The organism is Psychrobacillus psychrotolerans, assembly GCF_900115805.1.
Taxonomy (GTDB): Bacteria; Bacillota; Bacilli; order Bacillales_A; family Planococcaceae; genus Psychrobacillus; species Psychrobacillus psychrotolerans.
In genome coordinates this window covers 345,666-362,696 of sequence record NZ_FOXU01000002.1, presented here as the reverse complement: position 1 = coordinate 362,696, position 17,031 = coordinate 345,666, and the positions used below count along the sequence as shown (strand labels likewise).

Genomic DNA, 17,031 nt, shown 5'->3' with positions numbered 1-17,031 from the left:
GCTTCCTTTTTTCTCTTCATTAAAAAGTAAACTCCATTGGTAGTCAAGAATATAACGTTTACTGGGAATCTGAGTGCTTTTACCAAACCTCAGGAAAACAAAAAAGGTATAGAAACGTAAAAGTTTCCATACCTTTTTCAATTAATAAACTTAATTAACTCATACATCAACAATTTTTTTAAAATCATTCCCGGTTGGGTTCTGGAATAATTGTATTCCAAATTCCGCGGCTACGGCAAAAAGGTGATCGAATATATCTGCTTGAACCGTTTCATAGACAGCCCACTGTGTGTCGTTAGTAAATGCATATATTTCTAGCGGTAATCCGTTCTCGGTTGGAGCTAACTGTCTAACCATTAAGGTCATGTCCTGATTGATTCCAGGATGATGTCGAAGATAGTTGCTAATATATGCTCTAAACACACCAATATTTGTAAGAGTTCTTCCATTCACTCGATTACTGTGATTAATTTTATTTCTTGTATTGTACTCAGCAATTTCACTTTCCCTAAGGGTCACATAGTCTGAAAGATAGTGGATATTTTTAAAGTTATTAATCATTTCTTCCGTACAAAATGAAATACTGTTCTTATCAATAAATAACGAACGCTTAATCCGTCGTCCTCCAGAGGTTTGCATCCCTCGCCAATTTATAAAAGAATCGGATATTAGGGCATAGCTTGGAATCATCGTAATCGTTTTATCAAAGTTTTGGACCTTTACAGTATTTAAGGAGATATCAATAATGTCTCCATCTGCCCCGTATTTCGGCATTTCAATCCAGTCACCAACCTGGACCATATCATTAGTGGACAATTGAATTCCAGCAACGAGACCTAATAATGAATCTCTAAAAACCAACATGAATACGGCGGATAGAGCACCAATACCACTCAGAAGAAGAAGTGGGCTCTTTCCAATCAGGTTAGCTATCACCATAATAATCCCAAGAGTTATGATAATAATTTTAACAACTTGTATATACCCTTTAATAGGTTTGGTCCTAGATACTTCATAGGTTTGATAAATATCATTCATTGCATTTAAAGCACTATTGATAATTACTAACCCCATAATTATTAAATATGCTATGGAAACTTTTTGGATCAAATTTTGAAAGGATTCAGGGAACGCGAAAGCAAAGAAATAAATAATAATCGCTGGAACAATATGCGATAGCTTATGAAAAACCTTTCGTTCCAAAAGCATATCATCCCATCGGAATTTTGTGTTTTGTACGATTTTAGTGATGACCCTGATAACTACTTTTTTACTGATAAAATTAGCGATTATACAGACAAACAGTATAAATAGCACCATAATAATTAGTGAAAGATAACCCGCCCAGGTTATATCCATATTAAATTCTAATAGCTGGTTATAAATGTAATCCATCTATTTCACCTCATTGTATATATTATTGTTGGTATTAAGTTTGCTACTCATTTTTGTCATAAGTGTAATGAGGTAATAACCATTGTATCAGAAAAAATTGGACTTCACTTTCTTCGAGGCTTCGCGAATAAATTGAGCATTCGAGAAGTGACTATAAGATGAACTTTTTGAGAAAGAACGGAGATTTCCAATTATGATTTACCTATCTAATTATTTATAATCCTCTATCGGAAGTTGGAAGTTGACTACCTGGTAGCATAAAATATAAAAGGAAATAATATATATGCTGTTAAAAACAAGTAACAGACATGGAATGCTTTATGGGATTCATAGATAAGGTAGATTTAAATGCGATGAAATTGAAGGGGACGGTACTATAGCTAATTATTTGTGAAGATGGCAGTTATAAATGATTAAGTGCTGCTAAATTCTGAAGTATTCTCTATATGTTTTACAAATGATATAATTGCTGTCATTAGTAAAGAGTATCAGCTATTCACGCATGGAGGATTTCAAATGATTGAAGTAATAACGGTAGTAAATATGTTGGTAGAAGTAAAAAATACGAAAGATTATGAAAAAAAAGTAGAAAAGATTTTGCAGTCCAAGACTCGGTCGATTCAACATATAGAGACGATTAATATGTCGAAACCAAATGAAAAACTGATCGTAAGCGCTTTGGTGAAGTATAGAGTTCTCATAGAAGAAAGAATGGAGAACAAGTTTTTAGATGATTATGTGGGTCTCGTTCTCCCGATGTTTTATAATCGTTTTAAAGCAATGCCTGTCAGCAATCTAATCTATAAGATTTCAAGAATCAAAAAAGAAAATATGTCACGGTGTTATATTGGTTATTATTAGGTGCAATAGTTATGACTCAATAAAAATAGACTTGTAAATCGAAATGGAGACAAATCTATCATCTCTGTAGTCGGAATAAGGTTAGTCGGCACGAATCTTGATGGGCTATATGCCTTTCAAGGTTTTTTAATTAGAGATTTGCTTAATGAACTTGGATTTAAGAATTGTAAAAGATAATAATTTTAAAAAAAGTATCCCATTATTTTAAGTATTATAAACACTAGTCTTTAGTTCTACTACTATTTCCTTAATTATCAGAAAATTCAATTTTATATTTGACTGCTTATTTGTGCTTCGGTATATTGTTGAAGGGAGGATTATTCCTGATTTATATTATTTTTTGGAGGTTATCGCCTTTAAAGTATGTACCTTAATGAAATCTTCTCTAAATAATGGAGGTGGAAATTGATCTTGTAGGTTGACCAAAGTCACAATACTATAACAAGGGAGTGAAAGTTTTGAAAATTAGAAGGTTTTTTAGGGTCTTTTTAGCTTTATTATTAATGGTTTCTCTATTTCCGGTCTCTTCATATACAGAAACGAACAACGAAGATTTGATTGAGGTAGAGGCAGCTCCATTAGACCCTACTATCGATCCGGTGGGGCTTAAGCATCCGATAAGTTATATTGATGAAAATTTGGATGGCAAAGCGGATTTTATCATGCTTTATACATCAGAATTTGCAAAAGAGATTTTAGTGAAGAAGCACTGGGTAGCAGTTCAAGTTGATGCAAACAATACGGTTACAGAGGTAGTCAGTCAATCAGTTAATGGTGCGATACCTATCTGGGAGGATGAACAATATTTGAAAATTCCTGAAGGTGGATATGTTCTTCTAGCACAAGACGACTCCTGGGGTACGAAAAATTTCCGTAAATACTTAGCTACAAATTTTAAGAAAGGTGACATTATTAAGTTGAGAAAGAATGGTAATGTGGTTCCAATTACAGAATTTATGACAGGTAATGGAATGAAGGCGAGCATTATTTTACAAAACGAGTTAATGTATACACTTACAGAACCACAAGCTAATATCTCTGGTTCCATCCAGAACTTTGAAAGTGGTCAAAGCTATCAATTATTAATAAATGGACAAGAGGTAGAACTTCGAGAAGATGGCTCCTTCGAATATGTGTATGAACTAACTCCAGGCACCAATTATATCGATGTAGAAATATACAAGAATGAAGTAATTCATGATAAAAAGTCTTTAATTGTTTACCATCAAGACACGCTAACTGTTGAGAAGGAAGTCTTTCTTTGGGTTGAGCAAGGTCCAAACGTAAGAAGATTCCAATCCAGTGAAGATGTTCGTAACATGCTCCTTGCAGCTAAAGATGCAGGTGTGACAGCAATTATATTTGATGTGAAAGGTGTTGAAGGTTTCGCTTCCTATCAAAAGAATGATTTAACAAATCGTCCTTATATAAGTGAAATGACAGCGGAAGGTAGAAGTGGCTCAAACCCAGATCTAGACTTGTTACAAGAATTTATTGAACATGGTCACCAATTAGATATGAAAGTTCATACCTCCTTTAATGTGTTTGCGGAAGGCTCTATTGCCCATAATGAATCTGCAGTTTTAAATGACCATCCAGAGTGGGAAGAAATGGTTTACCGATCTGAAGATAATGGAGAAATTTTACCATTAAGGGAAAGTGCATATGGTAAAAAAGGAGCTTTAGTTACTTTTGTAAATCCTTCAAACCCAGAAGTTCGAGACTATCAATTAAAAACGTTTGAAGAAGTAATGAAAAACTATGATATTGACGGTATCACATTGGATCGTGGCAGATATGACAATTATTTTGCGGATTTCAGCGATCTCTCAAGAACCCAATTTATAGAGTTCCTTGCTGAAAGAGGGAAAACATTAACAAATTGGCCACAGGATGTCTTTTATTATGAAGGCAGTAATCGTGTAGATGGCCCACTTATCAATGAATGGTTTACATTTAGGTCTAGCATAATTAATAGTTTCGTAGAAGAATCAAGGGAATTAGTAGACCGATATAATGTAAGTGATAATCGTGATATTGAGTTATCCGCATATGTTGGTTCTTGGTTTGAATCTTATTATTTAAACGGAGTAAACTGGTCAAGTCCTACCTTTACCTATGATTCAAGATTACAATTCCCGCAAGAAAGCTTATACGGGGAAGGTTACCAGCAGGCAGCTTATTCTGATAACCTCGATTTTCTCATGATTGGCACGTACCAAACAACCGCACAGGAAATCAATAAATATATTACACTTGGAAATATTTTAACAGATGGACAATTACCTCTTTATGCAAGTATGGCTTTAGCAAATCTACAAGACCCATCCTTGCAAAGAGAAGTTTTCCAAGCCGGTCTTAATAATACAAGTGGACTTATGCTGTTTGACTATTCTCAAGCAAACTTCCCTGTCATTAAAGCTTCTATTGCAGATGAGGAATATGTGAAGGATTATGTTCTAGGGATCAGTAATCCAACCGATCCAGAAAATCCGTTTGTTGGTGATTTTTTGAATATCAATCGCAATGAAGATAACTTAAATGTATACTCTGACAGATTTGGACTTTCTACAGCCACCAATAAATGGGGAGTAGAAGCAGTGGTGGACGCCGACGGTGAAGTGGTGAAGATGGTAAATAAGAAACAAGCGATGAACTGGAACTGGAACGTGGTAGAGGATAACAATAGTCTAATCCCAGAGGGTGGCTTTGTCATTTCAGCGCTTGATAGTTCCGGAATCCGTGAAAGAAGAGTTCTTGTTGGTACTAACTTTAATATTGGAGATAATGTTCGTTCTGCAATTGTAAAAGGTTCCTTGAACTATGAGAGAAAAACTTTCTCTCCTGTTGAATTCGAATATAAAGGTGTAGTACAAGTAGTGGGGCCAGGCAATGCTGAGGTGACCGTGAATGGTATAGCAGCTCCTGTACAATCAAATGGTGAATTCTCTACAGAGCTTTCACTTCAGTCTGGTGAAAATCAGATTGAAATCGTTGTTTCTGTCGATGGTTTTACAACTCATCAACAAGTAGTAACCGTTTTTGCTGAAGAACCAACTCTAGCTCAAGTTATTGAGTTTGTTAAAAAGGCTTCTTTCACTAATAAGGGGATTAAACAAGCTGTACTTGTCAGGTTAGTAAATGCACAAAAAGACTTTGCTTCAGCAGAAGAGCTTAAGGAAAAAGGATTAGATGAACAAGCAGAAGAAGCGAGATTAACAGAAATTCAAAAACTAAAAGAACTTCAAAGCTTTGTTCGAAAACACGCAGGCAAGCATATTCCAGTTGAGGTTGCCGAGGAGCTAGTCTTATATATTGATACATTTACAAAAACACGAGAGGCCCAATAGCACCAGTAATTCGGGTAGATTTTAAAGGAATAGTATAAGGAAATAAAGAGACTGCGACAAAAATCTCTTCAAAATTAAAGGCAGTTCCTATTTTACGTTGGAGTAAAATGGGAACTGCTTTATTTTATGTCTCTACTTCGTAGCCGTTGTTCTTTGTTAAGGCGGACGCTTTCCTGGAGGCACGGGTCGAGCCTGTAGTCTCTCCCACGCGCTTGTCCTCTGGGACTCGCAACCATCACTCCGAACAACTGGATGCAGGCTTAAGTGTTTCAATTGGTACATAATTCTCATTGGCAAATGACTGGTTAAGCAGAAGAAATGCTAATAGAACAGTACCTAAAACTAAAGCATACTTCTTTTTCATTCCTTTTCCCCCTATTTATACAAAATAAGTGGATAGATTTTCTTTCTCTCCTAAATGTTGAAAGAGGCACATGTGCATACAGGAAAAGGTGAATCCAGAAGTTTCACGTTACTCACCACAAAGTACTCAAAACGTTGACGAATAGAGAGGGATTTTGTATTCTATAGTCGGAGGAGAAATCCTCTTTATATTCAAATGGAGGAATATTTCTTCAAGTTGATAAAGAACCAAACATAAAGGAGAATTCATATGCCGAAGACTGAGAAAGTGAACCCTCTGTTAATTATTAAATCAGTTTATAACTCGCTTACTAAAACAGAGCAAAAGGTGGCGGATTATATAATGATCCATCATGAAGAAGCGGTATATTCCTCTGTAACTGATTTAGCGGAAGTGGTTGGGGTTGGTGAAACAACAGTACTGCGTTTTTGTAGGAAATTAGGATATAGAGGATTTCAAGAATTTAAATTAGCGGTTGCACAAAATCTAATGGAAGTTGATGAACAAGTTTATGGAAAAATTGATGAGCAAGATTCAGTTGGTATTGTTGCTAAAAAAATAGCTACTCAAAATGTAAGTGCATTAAACGATACTGTGGCTTTACTCCGAGAAAGTACTTTGCAAGCTGCGGTAGACAAGATTAATAGTGCAAAGAAAATCTATTTCTTTGGTGTGGGTTCATCTGGAGTTACTGCATTGGATGGCAAACATAGATTAATGAGATTGGGCTATAATACGGAACATGTTTCTGATTCACATATCATGTCAATGACTGCTTCATTATTAGGTGAAGAGGATTTACTTATTGCTATTTCCTCATCAGGGAGCACAAAAGATGTTGTGGATGCAATTGAAATTGCGAAGGAAAATAATGCTTGTATTATTTGTATTACAAATCAAGCTAGGTCACCTATTACAAAATATGCAGATTTAATCCTTCTGGCTGCAAACAAGGAATCGCCATTTGAAGGCGGAATTTTTTCCTCCAAGATTGCTCAGCTTCTACTATTAGATATTCTTGCAACGAACGCAGCCCTTTGCAATAAGGAACAAGCGTCCAAAGCAATAAAAAGTACAGCAGAGTCTGTTCTTGATAAATTGTACTAACAAACAAATAGAAAAAAGGTGAAAATCATGGTTTCTTCAAATAATAGATTATTTGAGGTTCTTGAATATATAGTAGATTTGGTTCTATTAAACTTTTTGTTCATAATATGTTCACTTCCATTAGTAACCGCTTACCCTGCCTTTGTAGCACTAGTAGGAGCCATTAAAGATATGTCTGAAGGTAATCAAATACCAGCTTGGAAACAATTTTTTAAGAATTTTTTTACATATCTTAAAAAAGGTATAAAAATCTGGCTTATTCTTGTGGTTATTTCAATCATCATAATAGGGGATATGATGGCGGTTAATTATTTGCCAAATTCATTACAGAATTTTCTTCTCCCCTTTAATATAATTGTAGCTTTTTTATTTTTAGGGATATTTAGCCATCTCACCAAACTAATTATAATGGGTGAATATCGTATTAAAGTATTGTTCATTCGAAGCTATATTCTATTATTTAGACAGCCTCTGAAGCCTTTACTTATCATTTTTATCTATTCAATTATTATCTCATTATCCGTCTACCTTAGATTTGTTCCTTTTATTATTGCTTTTAGTTTTCTGGCCTTTACCTGTTATTTTATTATGTTTGCTAAGGAACATGAAATTAATAATAGTTAAATGAATTATAAATGGATATTTTTTTGTTTTATTTAAAAAAAGGTGGATTTAATCTCCAAAAAGTGATATATTTCAAAATAGACAGATAATTCTCTTGTGAAACACCTTTTGAAAACGATTTCACGAAGAAGTCTAGATCAATTAAAAAATGGGGGGAAATGAATTGATTAAAGGGTACAAAAAATTACTATCATTGGCTATGGTGTTTTTACTAGTTTTGGGGGTTCTAGCAGCATGTAGCTCTGAAGAGTCAGATGATGCAGATGCATCGAAGGGGAAAGATAAGCAAACGTCTGTTGAATTTTGGACAATTTCGCTTCAACCAACATTTAATGATTATTTCAATGATCTGATTGCAAAATATGAGGAAGAAAACCCGGGTGTGAAAATTGACTGGAAAGACTTCCCATATGATGCAGTTCAGAACAAATTAATGACAAGTATTGCAAGTAAAAAAGCTCCTGACGTAGTTAACTTAAATACTGTAATGGCGAACCAATTGGCTTCAAAAGATGCATTAGTTGATTTCAATCAACAGTTAACTGACGAGCAAAAAGGGATTTATTTTGAAGGAATCTATAATTCTACTTTGCAAGATGAAGGTGCATATGCACTTCCATGGTATACAGGTATTCCGGTTCTTTATATCAATAAGTCATTAGCTGAAAAAGCAGGTATTGATATAAATAATCCTCCACAAACAAAAGAAGATCTAGCAAACTGGGGTAAACAAATTGCAGATAAAACAGATTCTTTTGGATACGTATTCACTATGGAAACTCGATCTATCCTTGAAGAGGGCTTCAAAATTGTAGAAGGTGATAAAGCGATATTCAATAATGATGAAGTAAAAGAATATATCCAAGGCAATATTGATTTAATCAAAGCTGGTGTTATTCCAAAGGATATTCCAGCATTTGATAAACAAGTTCAACTATTTGGTAGTGAACAAGTAGGTATGATTATCTCGAGTTCTTCGTTTATCAACCAATTAAAAACAGCTTCACCAGATGTATATGAAAATACAATCGCTGTTCCAGCACCGTTTGGAAAAGCAGGCATTCGTTTTACAAACACTATGAATCTAGCTGTTCCAAAGGAATCTAAGAATGTAGATGCTGCAACTGCATTTGCACATTATGTAACAAATGATGCGAATCAATTAGCATTCTCGAAAGCTGCAAACACACTGCCTTCTACTAAAGAAGCAGCGAAGGATGAGCATTTCTATAAAAATGATGGAACATTAGAAGGTCAAGCTCTAACTGCTTCTGTTGAAAGTTTAGATAAAGCAACAGACTTTTACCTTGGTATTGAAAATGCAGGTGACGTAGATAGTACCATAAATAAACATTTACAAAACATATATATCAATGATCAAGATCTTGATGCTGAGCTTGAAGCAGCTGAGAAAGAAGTTAATGCTATTTTAGCTCGTTAATATATGAAAACAGAATGGGCAGATGAATTTCTGCCCATTTTCGATTAGGAGGAAAACCCTATGGGAAAGAAAAGAACTGTCGGTTTTAGCAGGTTTTCCGAAGTTCAAACTGCCTGGTTATTTATGGCGCCAGGTTTAGTATTACTGGCTTTGTTTACCTTTTGGCCAATTATTTTCAGTGTACCTTTGGCATTTACGAACTATTCTGTTATTGGGGAAACGTCGTTTGTAGGACTTGATAACTTTAAGCGTGCACTTTCTGACGTTGATTTTATTGCTTCGATTAAAAACTCTCTACTATATATGATTATTGTACCTTTTATTCAAATTATCTCTATTTTAATGGCTATTCTTGTGAATAGAAATATAGCGGGTATAAAGTTTTTTAGGGCTGCCTATTATATTCCTGTTGTTACCTCTATGGTTGCTGTTGCGATAATATGGGGTTGGTTAATGAGCTCGAATGGAGTACTTAACTACCTCTTAATGTCTATCGGTTTATTAGATGAGAAGATAAACTGGTTATCTGATAAAGATACAGCACTTTGGGCCTTGATGTTTATTACCTTATGGAAAGGCTTAGGTTACTATATGATGATCTATCTTGCAGGACTACAATCTGTTCCAAATGATTGTATCGAGGCTGCAAAAATTGATGGTGCAAGTAACTTCCAACTCATTACTAGGATTACTATTCCTTTGTTAAAGCCATATGTGTTCTTATGTACATTAATCTCTTTAATGGCAGCTATTCGTGTATTCGATGAAGTATTCGTTTTAACGTCCGGTGGTCCTGGTAATACTACATTAACAAGTAGTGTTTATATCTACCAACAGGGGTTTGAACAGTTTGAATTTGGATATTCATCCGCACTAGGATTAATTGTTAGTTTCATTATTATGTTCTTTAGTATTTTCATCTTCTTGTTTAATAGGAAGGGTGGTGTAAATCCATATTAATATGGATAAGCCAATGAAAAATACAAATAAAGCAAAAAAAATTATCAGTAAATTCTTTGTTTATGTACTGTTAATCATATTTGCCATCTTCATGATGGGACCATTCCTTTGGTTAATCAGTGTATCTCTCATGCCTGGTAAAAACATTTTTGCATTTCCACCTGCAATACTTCCAACCTTCATTGATTTCAGAAACTATTTGGAAGTATGGGAGTATATGGACTTTCTTAAATATATTTGGAATACGGTTATTATCACATTCTTGGGAGTGACTTTTAGTATTTTATTCAGTGCATTAACGGCATATCCGTTAGCTATTTTTAAATTTAAGGGTAGAAACTTAGTCTTCCTGTTGCTCGTTTCAACGATGATTATTCCAGCAGCTGCAGGACTTGTAGTTAACTATTTAACAATTAATTCGATGGGATTAATTAATACCTTTACTGGGGTTGTGCTTCCAACACTTGTATCTGTATTTAATGTTTTCCTTTTCAGACAAGCATTCATGGGAATTCCAACGGATATAAGGGACTCCGGTAAAATGGACGGTGCTTCGGAATTTCGAATTTGGGCTCAATTAATGATGCCCATGATTAAACCAGCCGTCGCAGTTGTTGGTCTATTTGAGTTTATGGCGAACTGGAATAGCTTTTTATGGCCAATTATTGTATTAAATACAGAAAAATACCCATTGGCATCTGCACTAAGCTTCTTAAATGGCCAATTTTCATATAACTTTGGGTGGATTGCTGCTGGCACGGTAATCTCGGTTTTACCAATCATCTTCGTATTCTTATTTACACAAAAATACTATATGGAGGGAATTTCAGGAGCAGTAAAAGGATAATGCAACTGAATTGAAAATTGCTAAGAAAAAGGGAGATTTCAAATGTACAAAATTGCTTATGTCCCGCTAGATGAACGCCCTTGTAACTACTCATACCCAAACTTTATTGGGGACAGAGGGACAGATTCCTCTTCTCAGGGAGAAGTGGAGATTGTAAGACCAGATTTGGGTCTAATGGGGAATAAAAAAGTTTCAGGTGACACAGAAAAGATATGGGAATGGCTATATGAGGAAGCGGTAGATTCAAACGGATTAATTCTTTCATTGGATACATTGTTATTCGGAGGAATCATTCCTTCCCGATTGCATCATCTAACATTGAATGAGTGCAGGAAGGTGCTCGCAAGGCTTTCTAGGATTAAGGAAATAAATCCAGACGTAAAAATATACGCATTCAACTTAATCATGAGATGTCCCAAGTATTCAAGTAGTGACGAAGAACCGGATTATTACGCAGACTGGGGAAGTGAGATTTTTCAGTATGGGAAATTGCATCATCTGATTTCAGCCAATCTAGCATCAGAGGAAGATTACAAGCAGTACGAAAAACTAAAGCTACAACTACCACAAAGAATTGTCGATGATTATTTATCTCGAAGAAAAATCAATGTGGAGGTCAATAAACTTGTCCTGGAGTATGTGAATAAAGGCTTGATAGATTTCTTGATTATTCCCCAAGATGATTCTGCACCTTACGGATGGACTGCGATAGATCAACAGGAAGTCAGAGGAGCGATTGCCTCCTATAATCTTGAGCTAGATGTGTATATGTATCCTGGGGCAGATGAAGTCGGCTGTACATTGTTGGCGAGAATGATTAATAGCTTTAAAGGGAAGAGACCTTTGGTATATCCAGTTTTCTCAAGTACACAAGGTCCATCTGTCACCCCGTTGTATGAGGATCGTCCTTTACTGGAAACTATTAAGTACCAAATTTTAGCTGCAGGTGGACTCATCACCTCAAATCGCTCAGAAGCTGATTTTTCATTATTTGTGAATTCACCTGTAGAGCCAATGATGGAAGCAGCCTACCAAGACAATCTAAGTACAATATATCAAGTAAATCGGAATCTAATAGATTTTGTGGAGCAGCTTGAATTTATAATGATTGAAAGAAACATCCCATGTGTGGTGGGCGATGTCGCGTTTGCGAATGGTTCAGATTTGGCGTTGTTGAAACTATTGAAAAGAAAAGATCTTCTTTTCCAATTAGCTGGTTACGCCGGCTGGAATACAAGCTCAAATACGTTGGGAACATGCATTGCACAAGGAATGCTTCACAATATATATGGTAATACGCAACAACATACTAATTTCCTTGCACTGCGTTATGTAGAAGATGCAGGATATTGTAGTTATGTCAGAAATATTGTTACGAATACCCACTTACCTCATTTAGGTTATGACTATTTCCTAGTTGACGGAAGGAATGGTCGGGTTTCTGAAATCGTTCAGGAACAATTGAATGAGTTTATTAAGGAGAATCTCAATGATAAAGATAATGAGATTCTGATTAACAAGTGTTACATGCCTTGGAGTCGTATGTTTGAAGTCGGTCTTGAAGTTGAGCATATATCTACGGTGAAGATAATGGGATAGAATCCTTGTCTCAGTCTAAATATGGTGGGAAGACGGGCTTGTCCCTGTGACCCACAAAGGAGTTGCTGGTAATGGGGAAGCAAGAATCTACAGATGTGGTCGTAATAGGTGGAGGTTTAGGTGGTTGTATGGCTGCATTAGCTGTTGCAAAAATGGGTTTACAGGTCATTATGACGGAAGAAACTGATTGGCTAGGCGGCCAGCTTACAAGTCAGGCGGTACCACCAGATGAGCATAAATGGATTGAAAAATACGGTAGTACTGACACATATCGAGAATTTAGAAATAGAGTACGTCAGTATTATCGCGATAACTATCCACTTACAAAAGAAGCGAGAGAAAATGAACTATTAAACCCGGGAAATGGTTGGGTAAGTCGGTTAGCGCATGAACCCAAAGTAGCTTTAAAGGTAATCGAAGATATGCTTGCCCCATACCTAAACAGCGGGAAAATAAAAGTTTTATGCAACTATAAGCCATTAAATGCGAAGACAGAGGATGATCTCGTAAAATCTGTCACTGTTACTCATATCGAAAAATCTCAAACAATTGAATTAATTGGTGAATACTTTTTAGATGCTACAGAATGTGGGGATGTTTTACCGATTGCCGGGGTTGAATATGTGTCAGGTGCGGAGTCCAGAAACGAAACTGGGGAACCGCATGCTTTAGAGGAAGCAAATCCAATCGATATGCAGTCTTTTACATATGTGTTTGCAGTTGATTATGTTGAAGGTAGCAATTTTACCATCGATAAACCCGAGCAGTATGATTTTTGGCGCGAGTATATGCCTAGTTTCTCACATATGCCTCTTTTTAGCTGGTATGCAACGGATGCTGATGATACATCCAAGTTAAAAGAATTTACGTTATTCCCAAATAATGAAGGAATTCCTTCATTATTTACTTATCGAAGAATATTAGATACAGAGAATATCGAAGGGGATTTATACGAAGGCGATATTTCCCTCATAAATTGGGCGCAGAATGATTATTTTCATGGTCCCATCTATGGAGTATCAGAAGAGGAAGTTGAAAAGAATATATACAATGCGAAACAACAAAGCTTATCGCTCTTGTACTGGCTACAAACAGAAGCATCAAGACTTGATGATGGAAAAGGCTACCCTGGCTTAAGGCTCCGTAAAGATGTGTTGGGTACGGAAGATGGCCTTGCTAAATATCCATATATTAGGGAATCAAGAAGAATTAAGGCTTTATACACCATTACAGAAAAAGATGTCAGTAAAGAGATAAGAGGAGATCAAGGGATTTGTGAGTACTTTGATAGTGTAGGTTTGGGAAGTTATCATTTGGATTTACACCATACAACTGTTTCGAAACGAAGCTTTTATATTCCAAATTATCCTTATGAAATTCCACTAGGTGCTTTGTTGCCAATCCGTGTAAAGAATTTACTCCCTGCATGTAAAAATATCGGGACTACTCAGATTACAAATGGATGTTACAGACTTCACCCAACAGAGTGGAATATTGGAGAATCAGCAGGTTACTTAGTCGCGTATTCGTTATTAAACAATGTTATTCCTCGCCAGGTAAGACAAGAGGAAGAGCACCTACAGGCGTATCAAAAGCTTCTAGTGAATAATGGAGTTCAGCTTCATTGGCCAGAAGATATTGACCTATAAGAAGGAGGAAAAAAATGGACCAATCAAACATATTATGGGTTGATTTTTTAGCGAACGGTACTCGATTGTTAGAGCCGGAAAAAATGAAAGAGCTAATTCACAAAGCCCTAAAAAGTAAGATTACACATCTTGTAATTGATGCAAAAATTCCATATGGATTTACAACTTTTCCAAGTGAATTTGCTTATCATGTTAGTGAAATGAAGGATAAACAGTATCATGCTTGGAAAGGTCGAGATTTTCTTCAAGAAATGATACATTACGCAAAAGGTTCTGGTCTGAAAATTATAGCGAATGTCGATATATTCGCTGAAGGAAATGGATTAGAAAAAGAAGGAATGGTATATGACAGGCCCGAGTGGCAAGTTGTTCATTATAACGAGGCACTTTCTAATACACCAACAGCTGCGGAAAATCGCCATGATCCGACTGTTTTCGTTAATCCAATTCATCCAGAGGTTGAGGCATATGAGTTAAACATTATTCAAGAAATCGTACGTACCTATGATATTGATGGAGTTGTCTTAGATAGATGTCGATATCCAAATATCTATGGAGATTTTAGTAATTTAAGTAGAGAGAAATTCGAAGCATATATCGGCCAAGAACTGAATAACTGGCCAGAGGATATTATGACTGTTGAGGAAAGGAATCCCACGTTTGGTCCGCTCTTTCCGAAATGGGCAGAGTTCCGTGCTAAAAATATTAAGAACTTTGTTCAAAAAGCAAAAAGTGTTGTTAAAACGAAGAATTCAGATTTAATTTTTTCGATATATGTGGGTTCATGGTATCCGCTATATTATAACGAAGGTGTCAACTGGGGCAGTGAAACCTATCATCCTTCGTTAGAATGGGCTTCTGATAATTATCATACATCTGGCTATGCAGAAGAATTTGATTTTATCATGACAGGCTGTTACTACAAAGATGTCACGATCGAAGAAGCAGAGAGTAATGGGAGACCTGCTAGTTGGTATAGTGTCGAAGGTGCGATGAATATGAGCAAGGAAGCTATCAATGGCAAAGTACCGGTGATTGGTAGTTTATATTTGAAGGATTATACCAACAATGTAGACCAATTTAAAAAGGCTGTTCAGCTATGTAAAGAACGGTCAAACGGAGTAATGCTTTTTGATACGGTGTATTTAGAGGAATACAAATGGTGGAACGATTTAGACCTTTAAATAATTATCCTAGTGAGTAGTAGGTAACTGGAGTGTATGAAATGGATAACAACCAAGATTTTTTTGACAAAATTTATAAAAAGTTAGTCGTGTCTTGTCAAGCATTGCCTCATGAGCCCCTTCATAGCTCCTTTATCATGGGAAAGATGGCGATAGCTGCAACCCAGGCGGGTGCAAATGGCATACGGGCTAACAGTGTAGAAGATATTCATGAGATTAAAAAAGTAACTGACTTGCCAATTATCGGAATTATTAAACAGGACTATGACACTTCTGATGTATTTATCACTCCAACAATGAGGGAGATTGATCTTCTTGTGAGAGAAGGGGTAGATATGATTGCATTAGATGCCACCAATCGAGTGCGACCAGATGGTTATACAATTACAGAGATTTTTCCAAGAATCAGAAGGAAATATCCGCATCAATTGTTTATGGCGGACTGCTCGACACTAGAAGAAGGCATTCAAGCAGAAAAATTGGGATTTGATGCTGCAGGAACAACATTATGCGGCTATACAGATTATACAAAGGGCGTAAAATTACCTAACATAGATTTGATTAAGCAATTTGTTAATCATTTAACGATACCGGTAATTGCTGAGGGCGGAATTTCGTCACCAGAGGAATTAAAGGAAGTCTTTGCAACTGGGGTTCACTCAGCTGTAGTAGGGTCTGCTATTACACGACCGCAAGAAATTACAAAACGATTTTTACAAGTCTTAGAGGACTAAGTTCCATTGAGGTGAGAGTGAAATGAAAATATTTGCTGCTGATATCGGTGGAACATCGATAAAAATATGCGTAACCGATGAGAATGGAAATATAGTGTTCTTTAAAGAAGTTGAAACAGAAAGTAAAAAGGGTGGGCCTTCTATCTTTAAAAAATTGGAGGATATAATCTCTGAGTACCCTGAAATAGATGCAATCAGTATTAGTACTGCTGGACAGGTAAACAGTGAGGAAGGTTATATTATCTATGCAAATGACAATATACCAAACTACACTGGTACAAGAATAAAGGATCGCTTAGAAACGAAATTTAATGTGCATGTTAAGGTAGAAAACGACGTAAATGCAGCGGCTCTTGGTGAAAAATTTTATGGAGTGGGTAAGCAGTATGGCGACTTTCTCTTTTTAACTTTCGGAACAGGCATAGGTGGAGCTATTGTAATAGACTCAAAGCTGCATCGAGGTGATACTGGTACTGCGGGAGAATTTGGTCATATGAACCACTATCCTAACGGTATCCATTGTGGTTGTGGAAAACGAGGATGCTATGAGCAATATGGTTCCACAACGGCCTTGGTTAGAGAAGCAAAAAAAGTAAATCCAAACTGCACAAATGGTAGACAGTTGCTTGAAATGATCCAAGGTGGCGACAAGAGGTTGTTTGAGGTATTTGATACTTGGACAAATGAAGTGGCAATTGGTATTGCCAGTTTAATTCATATCTTCAACCCTCCCTGTGTCATTTTAGGTGGGGGTATTATGGAACAAGATATGTCTATCAAACTCGTTTCTGAAAAAGTTCATCAACACATAATGGATAGTTATTCAGATGTCAAAATTTTGAAATCACAATTTGGCAATAAAGCTGGACTCTATGGTGCAATCTCATTGCATAAATTTAGCTAGAAAAGGGGCTAA

14 protein-coding genes are annotated in these 17,031 nt (G+C 36.1%); 12 read left to right on the top strand and 2 right to left on the bottom strand.

Annotated elements, in window-relative coordinates; all coding sequences use genetic code 11:
- Positions 1-159: 159 nt before the first annotated feature.
- Entirely contained in the window at positions 160-1,395 is a 1,236-nt protein-coding gene (locus BM260_RS06820; RefSeq protein ID WP_093536380.1) for a mechanosensitive ion channel family protein, read from the bottom strand.
- Between the two features lie 516 nt (positions 1,396-1,911).
- Here BM260_RS06820 and BM260_RS06815 point away from each other — a divergent pair.
- Together BM260_RS06815 and BM260_RS06810 are read left to right on the top strand one after the other, a co-directional pair.
- Positions 1,912-2,256 (top strand): hypothetical protein, encoded by a 345-nt coding sequence (locus BM260_RS06815; RefSeq protein WP_093536378.1) that lies wholly within the window; start codon positions 1,912-1,914, stop codon positions 2,254-2,256.
- Between the two features lie 458 nt (positions 2,257-2,714).
- The gene (locus BM260_RS06810; RefSeq protein ID WP_093536376.1) at positions 2,715-5,606 is read left to right on the top strand and encodes a family 10 glycosylhydrolase; all 2,892 of its coding nucleotides are present in this window, start codon (positions 2,715-2,717) and stop codon (positions 5,604-5,606) included.
- A 235-nt stretch (positions 5,607-5,841) separates the two neighbouring features.
- Here the strand turns inward: BM260_RS06810 and BM260_RS18775 are convergent, their stop codons facing one another.
- Entirely contained in the window at positions 5,842-5,970 is a 129-nt protein-coding gene (locus tag BM260_RS18775; protein WP_281249742.1) for a hypothetical protein, read from the bottom strand.
- Positions 5,971-6,219: 249 nt separating this feature from the next.
- On the opposite strand from BM260_RS18775, the gene BM260_RS06805 reads away from it, so the two are divergent.
- The 10 genes from BM260_RS06805 to BM260_RS06760 all read left to right on the top strand — a co-directional run bounded on the left by BM260_RS06805 (position 6,220) and on the right by BM260_RS06760 (position 17,019).
- Positions 6,220-7,077, top strand: a complete 858-nt coding sequence (locus BM260_RS06805) for a MurR/RpiR family transcriptional regulator (protein WP_093536374.1) — start codon at positions 6,220-6,222, stop codon at positions 7,075-7,077.
- 27 nt (positions 7,078-7,104) lie between these two features.
- Positions 7,105-7,701 (top strand): DUF624 domain-containing protein, encoded by a 597-nt coding sequence (locus BM260_RS06800; RefSeq protein ID WP_093536372.1) that lies wholly within the window; start codon positions 7,105-7,107, stop codon positions 7,699-7,701.
- A 163-nt stretch (positions 7,702-7,864) separates the two neighbouring features.
- Positions 7,865-9,142 (top strand): ABC transporter substrate-binding protein, encoded by a 1,278-nt coding sequence (locus BM260_RS06795; protein ID WP_245762656.1) that lies wholly within the window; start codon positions 7,865-7,867, stop codon positions 9,140-9,142.
- A gap of 60 nt (positions 9,143-9,202) precedes the next feature.
- Positions 9,203-10,102: a carbohydrate ABC transporter permease gene (locus BM260_RS06790; RefSeq protein WP_093536368.1), complete on the top strand. Its 900-nt coding sequence runs from the start codon at positions 9,203-9,205 to the stop codon at positions 10,100-10,102.
- A gap of 13 nt (positions 10,103-10,115) precedes the next feature.
- A complete protein-coding gene (locus BM260_RS06785) occupies positions 10,116-10,949 on the top strand; it encodes a carbohydrate ABC transporter permease (protein WP_245762655.1) in 834 nt (277 codons plus the stop codon).
- Positions 10,950-10,991: 42 nt separating this feature from the next.
- The gene (locus tag BM260_RS06780) at positions 10,992-12,548 is read left to right on the top strand and encodes a DUF4127 family protein (protein WP_093536364.1); all 1,557 of its coding nucleotides are present in this window, start codon (positions 10,992-10,994) and stop codon (positions 12,546-12,548) included.
- A 71-nt stretch (positions 12,549-12,619) separates the two neighbouring features.
- On the top strand, positions 12,620-14,197 hold the full coding sequence (locus BM260_RS06775) for an FAD-dependent oxidoreductase (protein ID WP_093536362.1): 1,578 nt from the start codon (positions 12,620-12,622) through the stop codon (positions 14,195-14,197).
- A 14-nt stretch (positions 14,198-14,211) separates the two neighbouring features.
- Positions 14,212-15,381, top strand: coding sequence for an alpha amylase family protein (locus BM260_RS06770; RefSeq protein WP_093536360.1), 1,170 nt, complete (start codon positions 14,212-14,214; stop codon positions 15,379-15,381).
- 41 nt (positions 15,382-15,422) lie between these two features.
- On the top strand, positions 15,423-16,115 hold the full coding sequence (locus tag BM260_RS06765; RefSeq protein ID WP_093536358.1) for an N-acetylmannosamine-6-phosphate 2-epimerase: 693 nt from the start codon (positions 15,423-15,425) through the stop codon (positions 16,113-16,115).
- A gap of 22 nt (positions 16,116-16,137) precedes the next feature.
- Positions 16,138-17,019 (top strand): ROK family protein, encoded by an 882-nt coding sequence (locus BM260_RS06760; protein ID WP_093536356.1) that lies wholly within the window; start codon positions 16,138-16,140, stop codon positions 17,017-17,019.
- Positions 17,020-17,031: the final 12 nt, after the last annotated feature.